This is a genomic window from Acinetobacter lwoffii (assembly GCF_024129735.1).
Classification (GTDB): Bacteria; Pseudomonadota; Gammaproteobacteria; order Pseudomonadales; family Moraxellaceae; genus Acinetobacter; species Acinetobacter lwoffii_H.
Genome location: NZ_JAMXXK010000009.1, coordinates 28783 through 45097 on the forward strand (window position 1 = coordinate 28783; position 16315 = coordinate 45097).

11 protein-coding genes and 1 pseudogene are annotated in these 16315 nt (G+C 39.4%); 10 read left to right on the forward strand and 2 right to left on the reverse strand.

The features are described from left to right. Positions 1-16: 16 nt before the first annotated feature. From thiL to NI469_RS04195, 10 genes are all read left to right on the forward strand, one after another. Positions 17-934 (forward strand): thiamine-phosphate kinase, encoded by a 918-nt coding sequence (gene thiL / locus NI469_RS04150; RefSeq protein ID WP_253146592.1) that lies wholly within the window; start codon positions 17-19, stop codon positions 932-934. After that, positions 912-1433, forward strand: coding sequence for a phosphatidylglycerophosphatase A family protein (locus NI469_RS04155; protein WP_085064581.1), 522 nt, complete (start codon positions 912-914; stop codon positions 1431-1433). The genes thiL and NI469_RS04155 overlap by 23 nt, the downstream gene beginning before the upstream one ends. A gap of 20 nt (positions 1434-1453) precedes the next feature. After that, a complete protein-coding gene (gene glmU / locus NI469_RS04160; protein WP_253174468.1) occupies positions 1454-2818 on the forward strand; it encodes a bifunctional UDP-N-acetylglucosamine diphosphorylase/glucosamine-1-phosphate N-acetyltransferase GlmU in 1365 nt (454 codons plus the stop codon). Between the two features lie 11 nt (positions 2819-2829). Then, a complete protein-coding gene (glmS, locus tag NI469_RS04165; RefSeq protein WP_253174469.1) occupies positions 2830-4668 on the forward strand; it encodes a glutamine--fructose-6-phosphate transaminase (isomerizing) in 1839 nt (612 codons plus the stop codon). A 152-nt stretch (positions 4669-4820) separates the two neighbouring features. Continuing rightward, a complete protein-coding gene (locus NI469_RS04170) occupies positions 4821-5624 on the forward strand; it encodes a heteromeric transposase endonuclease subunit TnsA (protein ID WP_004647622.1) in 804 nt (267 codons plus the stop codon). Continuing rightward, positions 5608-7770 (forward strand): DDE-type integrase/transposase/recombinase, encoded by a 2163-nt coding sequence (locus NI469_RS04175; protein WP_004647623.1) that lies wholly within the window; start codon positions 5608-5610, stop codon positions 7768-7770. The genes NI469_RS04170 and NI469_RS04175 overlap by 17 nt, the downstream gene beginning before the upstream one ends. Positions 7771-7803: 33 nt before the next feature. Then, positions 7804-9486 carry an AAA family ATPase gene (locus NI469_RS04180; RefSeq protein ID WP_004647624.1) on the forward strand — a complete coding sequence of 561 codons (1683 nt, stop codon included), beginning with the start codon at positions 7804-7806 and terminating at the stop codon, positions 9484-9486. A 2-nt stretch (positions 9487-9488) separates the two neighbouring features. Beyond that, a complete protein-coding gene (locus tag NI469_RS04185) occupies positions 9489-11021 on the forward strand; it encodes a TnsD family Tn7-like transposition protein (protein ID WP_004647625.1) in 1533 nt (510 codons plus the stop codon). A 110-nt stretch (positions 11022-11131) separates the two neighbouring features. Next, a complete protein-coding gene (locus NI469_RS04190) occupies positions 11132-12730 on the forward strand; it encodes a Tn7-like element transposition protein TnsE (RefSeq protein ID WP_004647626.1) in 1599 nt (532 codons plus the stop codon). A gap of 223 nt (positions 12731-12953) precedes the next feature. After that, positions 12954-14330, forward strand: coding sequence for a phosphohexomutase domain-containing protein (locus NI469_RS04195; protein ID WP_253174470.1), 1377 nt, complete (start codon positions 12954-12956; stop codon positions 14328-14330). A gap of 84 nt (positions 14331-14414) precedes the next feature. Here NI469_RS04195 and NI469_RS04200 read toward each other — a convergent pair. Further along, positions 14415-15074, reverse strand: a pseudogene (locus NI469_RS04200) (beta-1,6-N-acetylglucosaminyltransferase). 223 nt (positions 15075-15297) lie between these two features. After that, positions 15298-16314, reverse strand: coding sequence for a UDP-glucose 4-epimerase GalE (galE, locus tag NI469_RS04205; protein WP_222112383.1), 1017 nt, complete (start codon positions 16312-16314; stop codon positions 15298-15300). Position 16315 lies beyond the last annotated feature (1 nt).

The window sequence follows — 16315 nt, forward strand, 5'->3', positions numbered from 1 at the left end:
AGCGTAGATTTGTTGTATGGCTGAATTTTCGATTATCGACACCTATTTCAATCGCAAGAATGCCAATTCTGTCGATCTGGGCGTCGGTGACGATTCAGCCTTGCTCACCCCCCCTCCTCAGCAACAACTGGTCATCTGTGCCGACACCCTGGTTGCTGGACGCCATTTTCCAATGAATACCGATCCGCATGCGATTGGCTGGAAAGCTGTGGCTGTCAATTTATCTGATATTGCCGCGATGGGCGCAACCCCGTACAGTATTTTACTCGCATTGAGCCTACCCCAAATTGATCATGACTGGCTAAAAGCTTTTAGTCAGGGTCTGTACGATTGCTGCGATCAATTTGGCGTAAGTTTAATCGGTGGTGATACCACTCAAAGTCCTCATTTAACCCTGTCTGTTACAGCATTGGGCTGGGTGGATATTGGTCAAGCCATTCCACGCTCAGGTGCAAAACCGGGTGATCTGATCTGTGTCAGTGGAACTGTCGGTGATGCAGCTTTTGCACTACAGCATCTTGGTCATCCACTGCAAAAACGTCTGGACTATCCAACGCCACGCTGTCAGCTCGGTGCTGCCTTAAAAGGTTTGGTACATAGTATGATTGACGTCTCGGATGGCTTGGCACAAGATCTTGGACATATTCTCAAAGCCTCTCAAGTAGGTGCAAAGCTGCAACTCGAAAACTTACCGATCAGTCCTGCCCTGCATGCTTTAAACGATGAGCAAAAATGGCAATATGCCCTCGCTGGTGGCGATGATTACGAATTATGCTTTACAATAAGCCCGCAAAATTACGAAAAATTATTGCAAAAACAACTTGATGTTTCGATTAGTATGATCGGCACAATTCAGCAGCAACACGGCTTAACTTTTGAAAAAGATGGCGTAGATCATTCACTTCAATTTAATGGGTATCAACATTTTGCATAAACCTGCGATTAATTTTAAAGCCATGTCATGGATCGACCGACTGATTGTCTTTAGTGGGGTTGGTTTTGGTTCTGGTCTGGCACCTAAAGCACCCGGTACCTTTGGTTCGGCCTTTGCACTTTTATTTATTCCTATTTGGCTGCATCTTGGTTTTCTAAACAGTGTTTTTGCCATTGCCATCATGTCCCTGGTTGGCATATATATCTGCGGGCATACTGCTAGAGTCATGGGTGTACATGATGATGGCCGCATCGTCTGGGATGAATTTGCCGGACAATCCATCACATTTTTGCCCCTGATCTATTTAGGCCAGATGAACTGGTTATGGTTGCTCATCGGTTTTGCGCTATTCAGATTATTTGATATCTGGAAACCTTGGCCGATCCGTGTGATTGACCGACAGGTCGACGGTGGCTTCGGCATCATGCTGGATGACATTATTGCCGGCCTTTGGGCTGCTCTTTGTATTTTGCTTTATTTTTACTTCATCGTGGCATAAGCCATATTTAGGATTAGAACATGTCAACGACTGTTATTATTCTTGCTGCAGGTAAAGGAACGCGCATGCGCTCTAGCTTACCGAAAGTATTACAACCCCTTGCAGGACGTCCTTTACTGGGTCATGTCATTGAAACGGCAAAAAAATTAAACGCAGATAATATTATTACGATTTATGGTCACGGCGGTGATCGGGTTCAGACAGCATTTGCACAAGAGGATATTAAATGGGTCGAACAGGCTGAACAGCTGGGTACCGGTCATGCCGTACAAATGACCTTGCCTGTCCTGCCACAAGACGGCGTCTCGCTGATTCTTTCCGGCGATGTGCCGTGCATTAATCCTGTAACCTTACAAAAATTACTCGATGCCACTGCAGCAACCGGTATTGGTCTGGTGACGCTTACCCTGCCAGATGCCAATGGTTATGGTCGTATTGTGCGTGAACAGGGTCAGATCCAGGCCATTATTGAGCACAAGGATGCTTCCGAAGAGCAACGTCAGATTAAAGAAATTAATACCGGTATTTATGCGGTCAGCAATGCCAAACTGCATCAATGGCTGCCAAGTTTAAGTAATGACAATGCTCAAGGTGAATATTACCTGACGGATATCGTCGCGATGGCTTTGGCAGATGGTATGCAAGTTGCATCGGTAGAACCTGAGCAGGCTTTTGAAGTTGAAGGGGTAAATGACCGGGTGCAGCTGGCTGCTTTAGAACGTCAGTTCCAGGTTTATCAAGCAAAACAGCTGATGCAGCAAGGCGTACATCTGATTGATCCAAGCCGCTTTGACTTGCGTGGCAATTTGACTGTCGGTCAGGATGTCCGCATTGATATCAACGTGATTATCGAAGGTGATTGCGAGCTGGGCGACAACGTTGAAATCGGCGCTGGCTGTATTATCAAGAATACCAAGATTGCAGCTGGCACCAAGGTTCAGCCATATAGCATTTTAGATAGCGCCATCGTTGGTGAAGATACTCAAATTGGACCTTTTGCACGACTCCGTCCGGGTGCACAACTGGCCAATGAAGTGCATATCGGTAACTTTGTTGAAGTTAAAAATACCACGATTGGTTTAGGCTCTAAAGCCAACCACTTTACCTACCTGGGTGATGCTGAAATCGGTGCCGGTTCTAATATCGGTGCAGGAACCATTACCTGTAATTATGATGGTGCGAACAAGTTTAAAACGATTATTGGTGATCAGGCCTTTATTGGCTCGAACAGTTCATTGGTGGCACCTGTAAAAATTGGCAATGGCGCCACAGTCGGTGCAGGCTCAACGATTACCCGTGATGTGGAAGACAACAGTTTGGCAGTAGAGCGCTCTAAGCAATTTGCCAAAGAAAACTATCCACGTCCGCAAAAAATCAAGAAATAAGGGGAATAAATATGTGTGGTATCGTTGGTGGCATTGCAGAACGTAGCATTACCAATATTTTGATTGAAGGTTTAAAACGCCTGGAATACCGTGGTTATGATTCAGCAGGTTTGGCACTCATTAACAACAGCCAAGTCCTACGTGAACGCCGTGTCGGTAAGGTTGCGAACCTTGAACAGGCTGTGAATGAATCACAGATTAGTGGTTCACTTGGCATTGCGCATACACGCTGGGCGACCCATGGCAAACCGACTGAAGAAAATGCCCATCCGCATATTTCTGAAAATGTGGCAGTAGTCCATAACGGAATTATCGAAAACTACCAAGAACTCAAAGATGATCTTGAAGCTTTGGGCTATGTGTTTACCTCACAGACTGATACTGAAGTGGTGGCCCATCTGATCAATGATGCGCTGAAATCTACCTCGAGCCTGTTAGAAGCTGTACGCCAAGTGGTTCCGCAACTGAAAGGTGCCTATGCACTCGGTATCGTACATACTGACCACCCTGATGAACTGATTACCGTACGTGAAGGTTCTCCGCTCGTCATTGGTGTCGGTATTGGTGAAAACTTTATCAGTTCTGACCAGTTGGCTCTGCTCCCGATTACCAACCGTTTTATTTATCTTGAAGAAGGCGATATTGCCCGTTTGACCCGTACCACGATTGAAGTCTTTGTCGATGGTCAACTTGTCGATCGTCCGGTCAAGGAACTGGATGCTGCCGTCAGCAATGCTTCTAAAGGTGAATACAAGCACTACATGCTCAAAGAAATTTATGAGCAGCCTGAAGCGATCAAACAGACCATTTCCCAAGCTTTAAATGGCAATGACCTGCGTGAAGATTTTCTTGCCAGTGCAGAACAAGACTTTGCAAAAATCCAGCAAATCCAGATTATTGCCTGCGGTACCAGCTATCATGCCGGCATGATTGCCAAATACTGGTTTGAACAGCTGATTGACCTGCCTTGCCAGGTCGAGATTGCCAGCGAGTTCCGTTATCGCACTCCGGTGATTGTGAATAACACGCTGTATGTGTGTATTTCCCAATCCGGTGAAACTGCCGACACTTTGGCTGCATTACGTGATACACAGAAACGTGCGGCTGCCAAAGGCCTCGACATCACCACGATGACCATCTGTAACGTGGCGACCTCATCAATGGTACGCGAAACTCAGCATAGCCTGTTAACCCTGGCTGGCCCTGAAATTGGTGTGGCTTCAACCAAAGCCTTTACTACCCAGCTTGCTGCATTGATGCTGTTGGTACTCAAAATCGGTTCTGTGAAAAATACGATTTCTACAGCACAAATGACGGAGATCACCACAGAACTTTGGCATACGCCTAAAGTGATTCTGGATACATTACGTCATGATGATGAAATTTTACGTCTTTCAGAACTGTTTGTTGAAAAGCAGCATTGCCTATTCCTGGGCCGTGGTACGCATTTCCCGATCGCTCTGGAAGGTGCACTCAAGCTGAAAGAAATCTCCTATATTCATGCGGAAGGTTATGCTGCAGGCGAACTAAAACACGGGCCATTGGCACTGGTTGACAATGACATGCCAGTAGTGATTCTGGCACCACAGGATGACATGCTGGATAAGCTCAAATCCAATATGGAAGAAGTTCAGGCGCGTGGTGGCGAGCTATTTGTGTTTGCTGATGAAAACAGCGGCATTAAAGCCAAAGAACGCCAGCATGTGGTACATATTCCGGCAGTCAATGCAGTGCTGGCACCGATTGTGTATAGCATCCCGGTGCAGTTATTGTCTTATCATGTGGCTGTATTACGTGGTACGGATGTAGATCAGCCACGTAACCTGGCAAAATCGGTCACCGTAGAATAATTAAAATTGAATCAAGGCTGGGGTGTATTTAGGTAATAAAGTATCACCCTAGGTAATATAGTTTCATCTTTAGTAATAAAGTATCATCTCATATTGATTAAAGATTGATCGCCTGCTATTCTGAATAAATAAAGAATAGCGGGCGATTTGTTATGGTTACAGAACATCAGCAGAAACGCTGGATCAAAGAAGGACGTGGTCAAGGCTATCTAAAAGATTATAAGCCATGGATTACTGTACGAGATGTTAGCTCAAAAGGTCGTTCTCACCGAGTTTTTGGCCATACAACGAAACGCACCCATCATTTATTATCCGATTTAGAACTTGCAATTTTTCTACTTTTAGACTGGAATCCGTTAATTACTGATATCAGAGAGCAGTTCCCCTTGCCTCTCAACACTACGCTCGAAATTTCAGAAGGAGCCCAAATATCTCACCCCAAAATTAAAGATACTCTACAAACTATAAGTTCAAGTTTTTATGTAAATAGTCAAAGTACTAACCAACCAAATTTTGTCATCCGAACTAAATACACAAATAGCTTAAAGGATGAGAGAATCATTGAAAAACTAGAGCTTGAGCGTAGATATTGGAAAAGTACAGATACACCTTGGTATATCCTTACAGAAAAAGAAATTCCTTCCGTTATTTTGAATAACATCAAATGGCTTTATCCAGCCATGAGAGAATCTAGTACTGAATTTTACAATCGTTTAAACGATTATATTCATATATTTACACAGTATCCTGAGCTCGACTTAATTACTTTAAGTAAAAAAATAGATCAAGTGTATAATTTAACGATTGGTACGTCTTTAGCTGAGCTCCGAGAACTGCTTGCTCAACGCTATTTTATTTTCGATATAACTAAAGACTATAAAAAGATTAAAGCCTCTGAGATCAAGTTAGGTAATTTTGAAATATGGAAGGAGATTCGCCATGTTTCGAATCAATAGTGTATATAAGTTTCAAGGTAAAGATTACCGAATTCTTAAAATTATTCCTTCTCATATTATCTGGATTGATTTAAATCATCCCAATGCCAATCCCTCTATAATTAAAAAAGAAGAACTGATTACAGCCATAGAAGTAGGCGAAGCAGAAATAACCGATGATCCTTTTGCCGATATCTCCTTGATTAATGTGACAGAAGACTCTGTACAGCAAAAAAAACGTGATATGGGAATGAACATTATAGATTTACTCATATCTAATGAGCATTTCTATGATCCATCTATTCGTTTTAGCCTTGTTAAAATAATTACTGAGCAGCATAAAACAACTCATCAAACCATTTATAGATTAGCACGTCGATACTGGCAACGAGGTCAAACACCAAATGCACTTATTCCCAGTTATAACAATTCTGGTGCTAAAGGTGTTAAACGTATTGCAAAAAATAAAAAACTAGGTAGGCCAAGAAAATATAGTGAAGGTGTTGGTGCATTAGTTGATCAGAATGTCGAGCGACTTTTCAGAATTAATATTAATAAATATATGTTAACGAAGGATAAATATTCTTTGAGTTATGCCTATCGTAAATTTTCTACGATGTATCATTCATTATTTCCAGATACTGCTGATAGCGAAATTCCGACCATCTGGCAATTTAAATATTTTTATGAGCGTGAGTTTCCAAAAGTAACTCAACTTACTGCTCGAACCAATCCAATTATCTATGCAAAAGACATCCGAGAGCTCCATTCAACTGTCAACACCCAAGTCCTAGGGCCAGGTTCTCGCTATGAAATTGATGCAACAATTGCTGATATTTATCTTGTATCAGATTCAGATCGTGCCTGTATTGTCGGAAGACCCACTATTTATTTAGTTGCTGACGTATTTAGTAGAATGGTGGTTGGTTTCTATATTGGATTTGAAAATGCCTCCTATGTAACTGCAATGCAAGCTCTACAAGTCGCCATGACAGATAAAGTTGAGTTATGCAAACAATATGGTTATGAAATTACATATGATGACTGGCCATGTATTGGATTACCCGATGCTATTTTAGCAGATCGAGGAGAATTATTAGGGCATCAGATTGAAGCTTTAGAATATAACTTTTCTATTCGTATCGAAAATACTGCACCTTATCGTGGAGATTTAAAACCAATTGTTGAACGTTATTTCAGAACTATTCAGACAAAATTTAAGCCTTTTGCTTCTGGTGTAGTACAACAGGTTAAAGAAAAAAAACGTGGGGGCTCTGACTACCGGTTAGATGCAACACTTACTATAACTGAATTTAAGCAGATCATTATTGGTTCAATACTTGCACATAATACATCACATCAATTGACAACTTATGATCGTGATATAGATATGCCTAGCGATTTGCCTTTAGTTCCTATTCATTTATGGAATTGGGGAATACAACATCGTGTGGGTCAGTTAAAACAAGTTTCTGAAAAAGCATTACGTGTTGCTTTATTACCTAAAATTAAAGCGACCTTGTCTGACCTTGGCCTAAAAATGTTTGGAGTATTTTATAATTGCCCTGAAATATATAAACAAGGCTGGATGCATCGTAAAAAATCTATTTCTCGTCCAGAATCATTTCAAGTGGCTTATGATCCAAGTAATGCAGAAATAATTTATGTGTTTTATCAGGAGCATAGTTTAGATTATTGGGAAGCTACAATTTCTCCAAGATCTAGAGAATTCATGGGCTGTAGTTTTTGGGAAGTTTGGCAGGTTCAACACGAACAAAAGAAAACAAAAGCCGCTCAAAATCTAAAAACCAATAGGTCTCAAGCAAACCTTGAAGAACATATTGAATCAATTATTGCTCGGGCAGATGCAAAAAAACCTTCTTCAACACTTAGTAAAAAAGAACGTTTAACTGATCTTCGTAAAAATAAACAAGCTGAAAAAGATAGTGAACGATTGAAACAGAGAAACAACAGCCAAAAATCGTCAAAATCTGTCTTTACGGTTCTAGACCACTCTGAACAGTCTTCAGAAAATCAAAGTAATATTATTCCTATGCCTAAGTCTAGACAATTTATAGATTTAGAAAATGATGAAGATTACAAACTACGTTTTGGCATTTATCAAGAGTTACTAGATGACCTTGGAGATTCTGGCGATGAAAATTGATATTCACTAAATTCAAATAAGCAGGATACAATTATGACTAATAAAAACGACCATGCAGTGTATACAGCAAGTCCTGTTTCCGACTATCAGGGAAATCCTTTTATCGAAGCCTTACCCGAAATTTTTGAGGCAAAAGATACTATCCAAGCCATTAGAGGTACTATCGAATTTAAATTATCTGATCGACAACTCCCCAACAATACTCGTGCTCATATTATATCCCAGTTATTAAATAATTTTTTTCACCCTATTAAACGGCATTTAACATTAGAACAAAAAATTTCTATTATGTTAAGAAAGGGGTATGTAGGACGTAATATTACTACAGGTGATTTAAGTCGGCATTTACAAAATAGTTTTGAACATATTAAAAGCAATGATTTTAATGCTTCCCGCCATACAAATTTAATATCAACAGCACAGAGTCTAGTGTTTATTGGCTTCTCTGGTAGTGGCAAAACAACCACATTAAATCGCATTCTTAGAAATTATCCACAAAAAATTTATCATCCTGAACATAATTTCACTCAACTGGTCTATCTAAAAATAGACTGCCCATATAACGGCTCACTTAAATCTCTATATTTAAGTTTCTTTAGTGCTGTTGACCGTGCTTTAGGAACTAGTTATGAACAACAATACACTCAAAAAAGACATAATGAACAAAAGCTCTTGCAACTTATGGGACACATTGCCCATCTTCATGCAATCGGTCTTTTGGTGATTGATGAAATTCAACACCTCATGGCAAACAGATCTAAAAATTCTGATGAAATGTTGAATTTCTTTGTGACTTTAGTGAATGTTTATAGCTTGCCAATCATTATGGTAGGAACACCTAAAGCAAGTAACATATTTGAACGTGATCTGCGCTCATCACGTCGAGCTGTAGGTTTTGGTTCAATTCACTGGGAACCTATAAAAAATGAGCCTGCAATAAAAACCCCAGATGGGAAAGTTCGAAAATCTGAGTGGATGACATTTACAGATGCTCTTTGGAAATATCAGTGGTTAAGAAAAGCTGATCTCGCACTCTCAGAGGAGTTACGACAATGCTGGTTTGATCTAACCCAAGGTATTTTAGACGTAACAGTTAAGCTTTTTGTCCTTGCACAAATACGAGCAATTGAATCTGGTTTAGAACGAATCACTGTAAAATTGCTCCAAAATACATATCAAGAAGACTTTAAACCAATTCATCATATTATAGATGCCTTACGTTCAGGTGATGCTCGACGAATTGCACAATATCCTGATTTGATCACACCTGAAATTGACAGACAATTGTTAAAACTTTTTTCCAAAATCGAAGAAAGTGCAATTGAGCAAGAAGATGAGCTTGATGAATATCAAGGACATGATGAATCTATGCGTTTACATGCTCTGTTACTTGAGCTTGGTTATGACTCCAAGATTTTGATACCGATGGTTAAAAAAGTATTTATTAAACATCCTGACAAGCATTTGACCGAACTACTATCAATTATTTTGGACTGGTTAAAACAGAATGAAGATTCAACAAAGAGCCCTCCACTCTCCAAACCTAAAATATCCAAACCTAAACTACTTAAATATGATCAATGGCATACATTGGATTCAGTTGACTTACGTTTTCAATTTTCACAAAAAAAGAGTGGTCAAAGCTTTTATGATCATCTAAAAACTGAAACAGATTTGATCTTTGATATACCTGATTGGATCAAACAAGTGAGTTAGTTATGCTAAATTTCCCTATGCCTTATGAACATGAGCTAATTTATAGTACGGTGGCTCGTGCTGGAATCCGCTTGGCATTTGAAAGTCCCAAGCAATTACTTGATGCTGTATTTGAAAATAGACAGGTTATTGCGACGGTTGATTTACCCTGCCATCTTAATGCGATCGTTAATCAGTATTCTGAACAACAATTGACTCTACAAAATATAATATACAAACATACATTATTTCCTATATATGCACCTTTTGTGCCTGAAGCAAGAAGAAAACAATGTATCAAATGGATGGGTAATATTTCACAAGGTTCGGTACATCTTTCTTTGGGAATTAATGCTTCACGAGTCCCTATTATTCATAGACTACGTTACTGTCCACAATGTCTGAAAGAGCAAGCGCTTCAAAAAGGAGAATTTTACTGGTTGAGTTTATGGCAAATTCAGGGAGCTTGCTGTCCGCAACACGGTAATCTTGTAGAATCAAGACTAGATTTAAGATCATTACATCGACATGACTTTATAGCACCTTCAGATGTTTTTTGTACTGAGTGGAATCAGGTACCAGCAACAAGTGATGAACTTTTCATTAGTTCTAAAATAATAGAATTGTTATCTACACCGCCTTTTGTATCACCGAGTTATGAACAGTGGACGATGTTTTATAATGAACTAGCCAGACGGAATAACTGTATCCGTGGGGAAAACCAAATTGCTTTCGATCAAATTTTAGAAAAAATATCATTAAGGTGGCCAGAAAAATTTCTTCAGCAATATCATTTAGATGACTTAGCTTCTGAAACCAGTTGGCTACGTCATATTTTTAGAAAGCATCGCAAAAGCTTTAGTTATCTGGAGCATATTATTACAATCGAAGCTTTTTTAAATACTGACTGGTCTTTTACAGATATCTTCACTCAAGTTAAGTCCTTCCAGAAAGCAACTACTCAACAGAATAATCAAATAAAATTCCAGGATACTAATTTTGAAATAACTAGAGCTGAGAATCGTGAAAAATGGGTAGGTTTAGTACAAGAACATGGGGTTAAACCGGCTCGTCACCTGCAGGCAGCTCTTTATGCATGGTTATATCGAAACGATAAAGACTGGCTATTGCAGACAAACCAAAATTTCCATCAGAAATTTATTCCTCAAGAGGCTAAAATTGATTGGCAAAAACGCGATCTTTTTTATGTAAAGCAACTTATCCAACTTAATAATACTTTAATCTGGGATTTAGATAGCCCGAGACGCTCTATGAAATGGTGGTTTAAACAGACGTCTACTTCAAATACATTAGAGAAAAATTTACATAAATTACCTCTGATTCAACTTTTTCTAGAACGGTATAGTGAAAATATTAGCTGTTATCAAATCAGACGCCTAACAAAAGTGTTTATCGATATTAAAATCAATAAACAATCAATTCCTCAGTGGCGCATTCTACGAAAAGCTGGATTAAGTGAAGAACGAATGACATCTGAAACGAAAAGATTTCTAGAATATATCACTCTTGAATTCTCTCAAATTATTCAAAATTAATTTGATTAAATCGTTACCTTACTGAAATTAAACTTTGAAATTTCAATAAAATAAGCTTTAATATATGCAGTATTTTTCAATCAACTAAAGATTCAAATGGTAAAGAATAGATGACAAAAATTAAAAATTTTCCTGAAAATGCTAGAATTACTTTTTTAGGTTCTATTTTTAAAGAAAGAAAAAATCCTGAATGCTATATAAATATTGGATTAGAAAATTATAAATATTCAATAGAAAATCAGAGATATATACTGAAATATGCTCGTTTTTCTAATATGCCATTATTAGCGCGCAACCGACGTTTCAATCAGACTGAAACCTTTACTCCTTTTAATGAATCTACTATCACCATTCAAATTGATAACTTTCAAAAATGGAATATTTTAATTAATGAGTCAGGACAATATAATTTCAGCAATATTGTTAGCGATATTAATGAAAAATATAAAGATATTGAAATTATTTTACCCCAGATAGAACTCGCTAGAGTATTATTCTTGCATAATGCCTATCTATCTCGTAGTGCACTGGATCAAACACGTCTTTCTGGTGAATTTGATATCATAAAGGGAGAGAATCAAACTGTGGTCAATATTCCTACATTCTGTAACTTCCCACCATCCCAATATGATAATGTCGGAATGCGCCGCTTGCTCGCATGGATATTACTCGATACAGAAGCACGAACATCTTTCGAAAGCATCTCCAAAAAATTTTTAAGTGAGAAGTTTCAGACCAAAGTCCGAGAATACTGGAACTTTAATTTTGTCCCACCCTCATTAAAAGGTGCTGAAATCACATTAAAAGTATATTTTAGTCCGAAGAAAAACAAATATTATGTAAATGAAATTCTAGCAATATCAAACTTACCCAGTGAAATTAATCATACTGTCATTTTCTGCAGTCCTAAATTTACGGTAAAAAATACTCAGGAAAGCTCTCAGGGCTCTTCCAGAGGTAGTAAGCATCTCCAAGATGAAGATCCTATAATTGATGATAAAAAAGAAGCAAATAGTGATAAAAAAATAGCAATTATTGATTCACCTAAAATCACACTAGCACTCTCATCTCCTTTTGAAACGAAAAAAGCAGTAATTAAACGTTCTGGTAAAAAGGGCAGCTTTAATAACGATGATATAACTACCTTACCTGAACCTGACGTCGGTACAGGGGAATCCACTATTTTTGGAGAAATTGGCCGGGGGGAATTTGAAAATTGTCAAGATGAGAGTGATGACCTTAAACTATTTATGAAAAGATTTGAATCATTTCAAGCTATGATTGAGGAATTCAGATCACAGAATAATATTCTATCAAAATTTAGATTTACCATTTCTAAGCTTCCCGCTGTCAATCGATCCAAGCTACATAAGACCGATGATGGCAACTTTCGAAGTATTGCGGAAGTACAGCTAGAATTTCAAGGTAAAAAATTTTCCATTCTAGAAATTGATACTAGCGACAATTACAAACCACTTTCAACATTAATTGTTAAAGTCGAAGATTTTGAAGCCTGGGATCAAAATTTTCCAATTTTTAAACAACAGATTATTAGACGTTCTTTGCGTTGGCCCACGGCAAAATCCTTAAAAGATATTGGCATTCCCAAAGGCATTAACCATCCAAAAAACAAATTTGAGATAAGTGAGTCTGATAAAGAGTTTGCAGATTGGTTAAAGCGGTTTACAGAAGCCTTAAAATCTGCTTAATAGTTTTCTCTATGCTCTATGGCATAAATATTTGGATCTTTGAATTTAACTCACCCACCTTTAAGATGATACTTTATTACTAGACATCCTATAAAATTAAGAATATATGATTATGTACGATGATACTTTATTTTTAATAAGTTATGATCATAAGTTATTAAAATCAAGCACTTAATAAAACTTAGGATGAAGCTTTATTACTAGCTTACAGGAGAGCCTCTAAATGACAAAACTGACTTGCTTCAAAGCCTATGATATTCGCGGCAAACTCGGTACCGAACTCAATGAAGATATCGCCTATAAAATTGGCCGTGCTTATGGACAGATTTATCAACCTAAAACGGTTGTCATTGGCTGTGATATACGACTCAGCAGTGAAGACCTAAAACAGGCCACCATTCGCGGCTTGAATGATGCCGGGGTCAATGTGCTGGATCTTGGCATGACCGGGACTGAAGAAGTTTATTTCGCGGCTTTTCACCTGGATGTCCAGGGTGGTATTGAAGTTACTGCCAGCCATAACCCGATGGATTATAATGGCATGAAACTGGTGCGTGAAAATGCACGTCCAATCAGTGCCGATACTGGTCTGAAAGAAATTCAGGCCTTGGCCGAATCAGGGCAATTCATTGAAGTTAGCAAAAAAGGTCATACGGAAAAATATAATATCCTGCCAGAATTTATCGACCACCTGATGACCTATATCGATCCGGCAAAAATCCGCCCGATGAAACTGGTGATGAATGCCGGTAATGGTGCCGCAGGTCATGTGGTGGATGCGCTTGAACAGAAGTTTCAACAACTACAGATCCCGGTTGAATTTGTCAAAATTCACAATGAGGCCGATGGTAACTTCCCGAATGGCATCCCGAATCCAATTCTGGTTGAAAACCGTGATAGCACCCGTGATGCGGTCATTCAGCATGGTGCGGATATGGGCATTGCCTGGGATGGCGACTTTGACCGTTGCTTCCTGTTCGATGAAAAAGGCCAGTTCATTGAAGGTTATTATATTGTTGGCCTTCTTGCGCAGGCATTCCTGCTGAAGCAATCTGGTGAAAAAATTGTCCATGACCCGCGTCTGGTCTGGAATACGCTGGATGTGGTGGAGCAGTATCAGGGAATTACCGTCCAATCAAAATCAGGGCATGCCTTCATTAAAGATGTCATGCGTGAACATAATGCGGCTTATGGCGGGGAAATGAGTGCCCATCACTATTTCCGTGATTTTGCTTACTGTGACAGCGGCATGATTCCATGGTTACTGGCTATGGCGGTACTGTCTGAAACAGGAAAATCCTTATCTTCTCTTGTGGAAGAAATGATCGCCAAGTTCCCATGTTCAGGTGAAATTAATTTTAAAGTGGCCGATACCCAAGCAACCATCCAAAAACTTTTCGATCATTATGCCGATCAAAAACCAGAAATCGATCAGACCGATGGGGTCAGCCTTAATTTTGGTGCATGGCGTTTTAATGTGCGTGCATCGAATACTGAACCGCTATTGCGTCTAAATATTGAAAGCCGTCGTGATCATAATCCACGAACAATGCAGGACTATGTTGATGAGCTGACCCAGCTGATCCAAGGCGAAGCTTAAGTCCTCAAAAAAAACCTGAAAACAGTACCCTTTAAACCAGACAAAAGATTCCAGTTTTTAGGGTACTTTTCCGGCCTAAAGCTTTTATGGAAAATGTTTTTTGAGTATATCCACTGTGATATTTGTATTCATTTTTCGCGCAAACAGCATGCCTGACTGCTTCATTTTATCAAAATCAGACACATCTAAAGTCCTTGGATAATCCGGCCCGGAATCCCAGTCAATATATCTTAGCCCTGTTTCACAATCCTCTATCCTATGCTGGACATGATAGATGCGTTGCTGAAAATGGGAATTATAAATAATGGTATGGAAAAAGATTTCATCTCCACAGAGTGAAGATTTAAAGGTTTTTGCATAATCCGGATTCGCTTCCAGATAATCTAGAATAAATGTCACCGCCTGATCGGTGAGAGTAATCCAGTTTGAACCTTTATATAGTTTAGGTAAATGAGAAATATCCTGTTTACGGAAGTGCCGTCAATACCATAATGCCCATCTGTTCAGGAACTGAAATAATGATGATTTAGCTTTCTGATACATAATCGGTAAATACAGGACATTCACCCGTTGTTCCACATCATCTGCTAAATCATCATGACCCACAAACTCTGTCTGTTTTTGATATTCTTTTTCTAGAAATAATTCTCTTGCGGTATTGGAACATAAAGGAATGTCATCTCCAGACAGGAAGAAAAAATAGCCGTAATCATATTTTTGTGCTTCCTGCAGGAGTTTTAACATGACTTCAATTTGGCTATAGCTGCCCCATCGTACATCTGTCCGGTCTGCTAAAAATATACCTGATCAAGCTGTCTGAATTGAGTATGAAATGGGGCAAGGTCGGCTTTTTGATCGACATGAATAAGAATAATACTATGAGGACTTTTCAGCAGCTCATTCACCAGAAAAACCAGTGAATGGGTAAGTTGATGACAAACAATCCCATAAATAAAATTCATATTTATTATCCATATCCTTTGGGATTCTGCTTCTGCCAGTTCCAGCTGTCGGCGAGCATATCCTCCAAGCCATATTTAGCTACCCAGCCAAGTTCCTGTACAGCGCGTGTATTGTCTGCAAAACAAGTTGCGACATCGCCTTCACGTCGTGGTACAAACTCAAATGGAACAGCAACACCATTCACCTGCTCGAAGGTATTCTTGACTTGCAGCACTGAAATCCCATTGCCGGTACCGATATTCCAGACACGGCAACCTTGTGTCGTAAGGCGATTATTCAGGGCACACAGGTGCGCATTGGCTAAGTCCACCACATGAATATAATCACGCACACCAGTGCCATCTACCGTGTTATAATCATTACCAAAAATAGATAGCTTTTCACGACGACCTACAGCCACCTGAGTTACATAAGGCATTAAATTATTTGGGATACCTTGTGGATCTTCCCCAATTTGACCACTTTTATGTGCACCGACCGGATTAAAATACCGTAATAATGCAATGGACCAGCGTTCATCAGCTATGCATAACTTTTCGAGCAGTTGCTCAACTATCAGTTTGGTATAACCATAGTTATTAGTTGGCATTCCGGTAGGCATCTCTTCATTTAAAGGTGAAGGATTATCTTCACCATAGACCGTAGCCGAAGAGCTAAAGACCAGTTTGAACACCTGTGCGCGCTGCATCGCCTGCACCAGACTGATGGAACCGGCAATATTGTTGTCAAAATAGTCCAAAGGAATCTGCTGACTCTCGCCAACGGCTTTCAGTCCGGCAAAATGAATCACTGCATCAATCGAATTTTGCTGAAAGACCTGATCGAGTAACTGGCTATTCCGAATATCACCTTCCACAAAGGTCAGACTTTTCTGGGTTAGCTTTTCTACACGGTTTAAGGATTCAGCTGAGCTATTACACAGATTATCCAGTACAACGACCTCATGTCCGGCATTCAGCAATTCCACACAGGTATGTGAACCAATATAGCCTGCCCCGCCTGTGACCAGAATTTTCGCCATT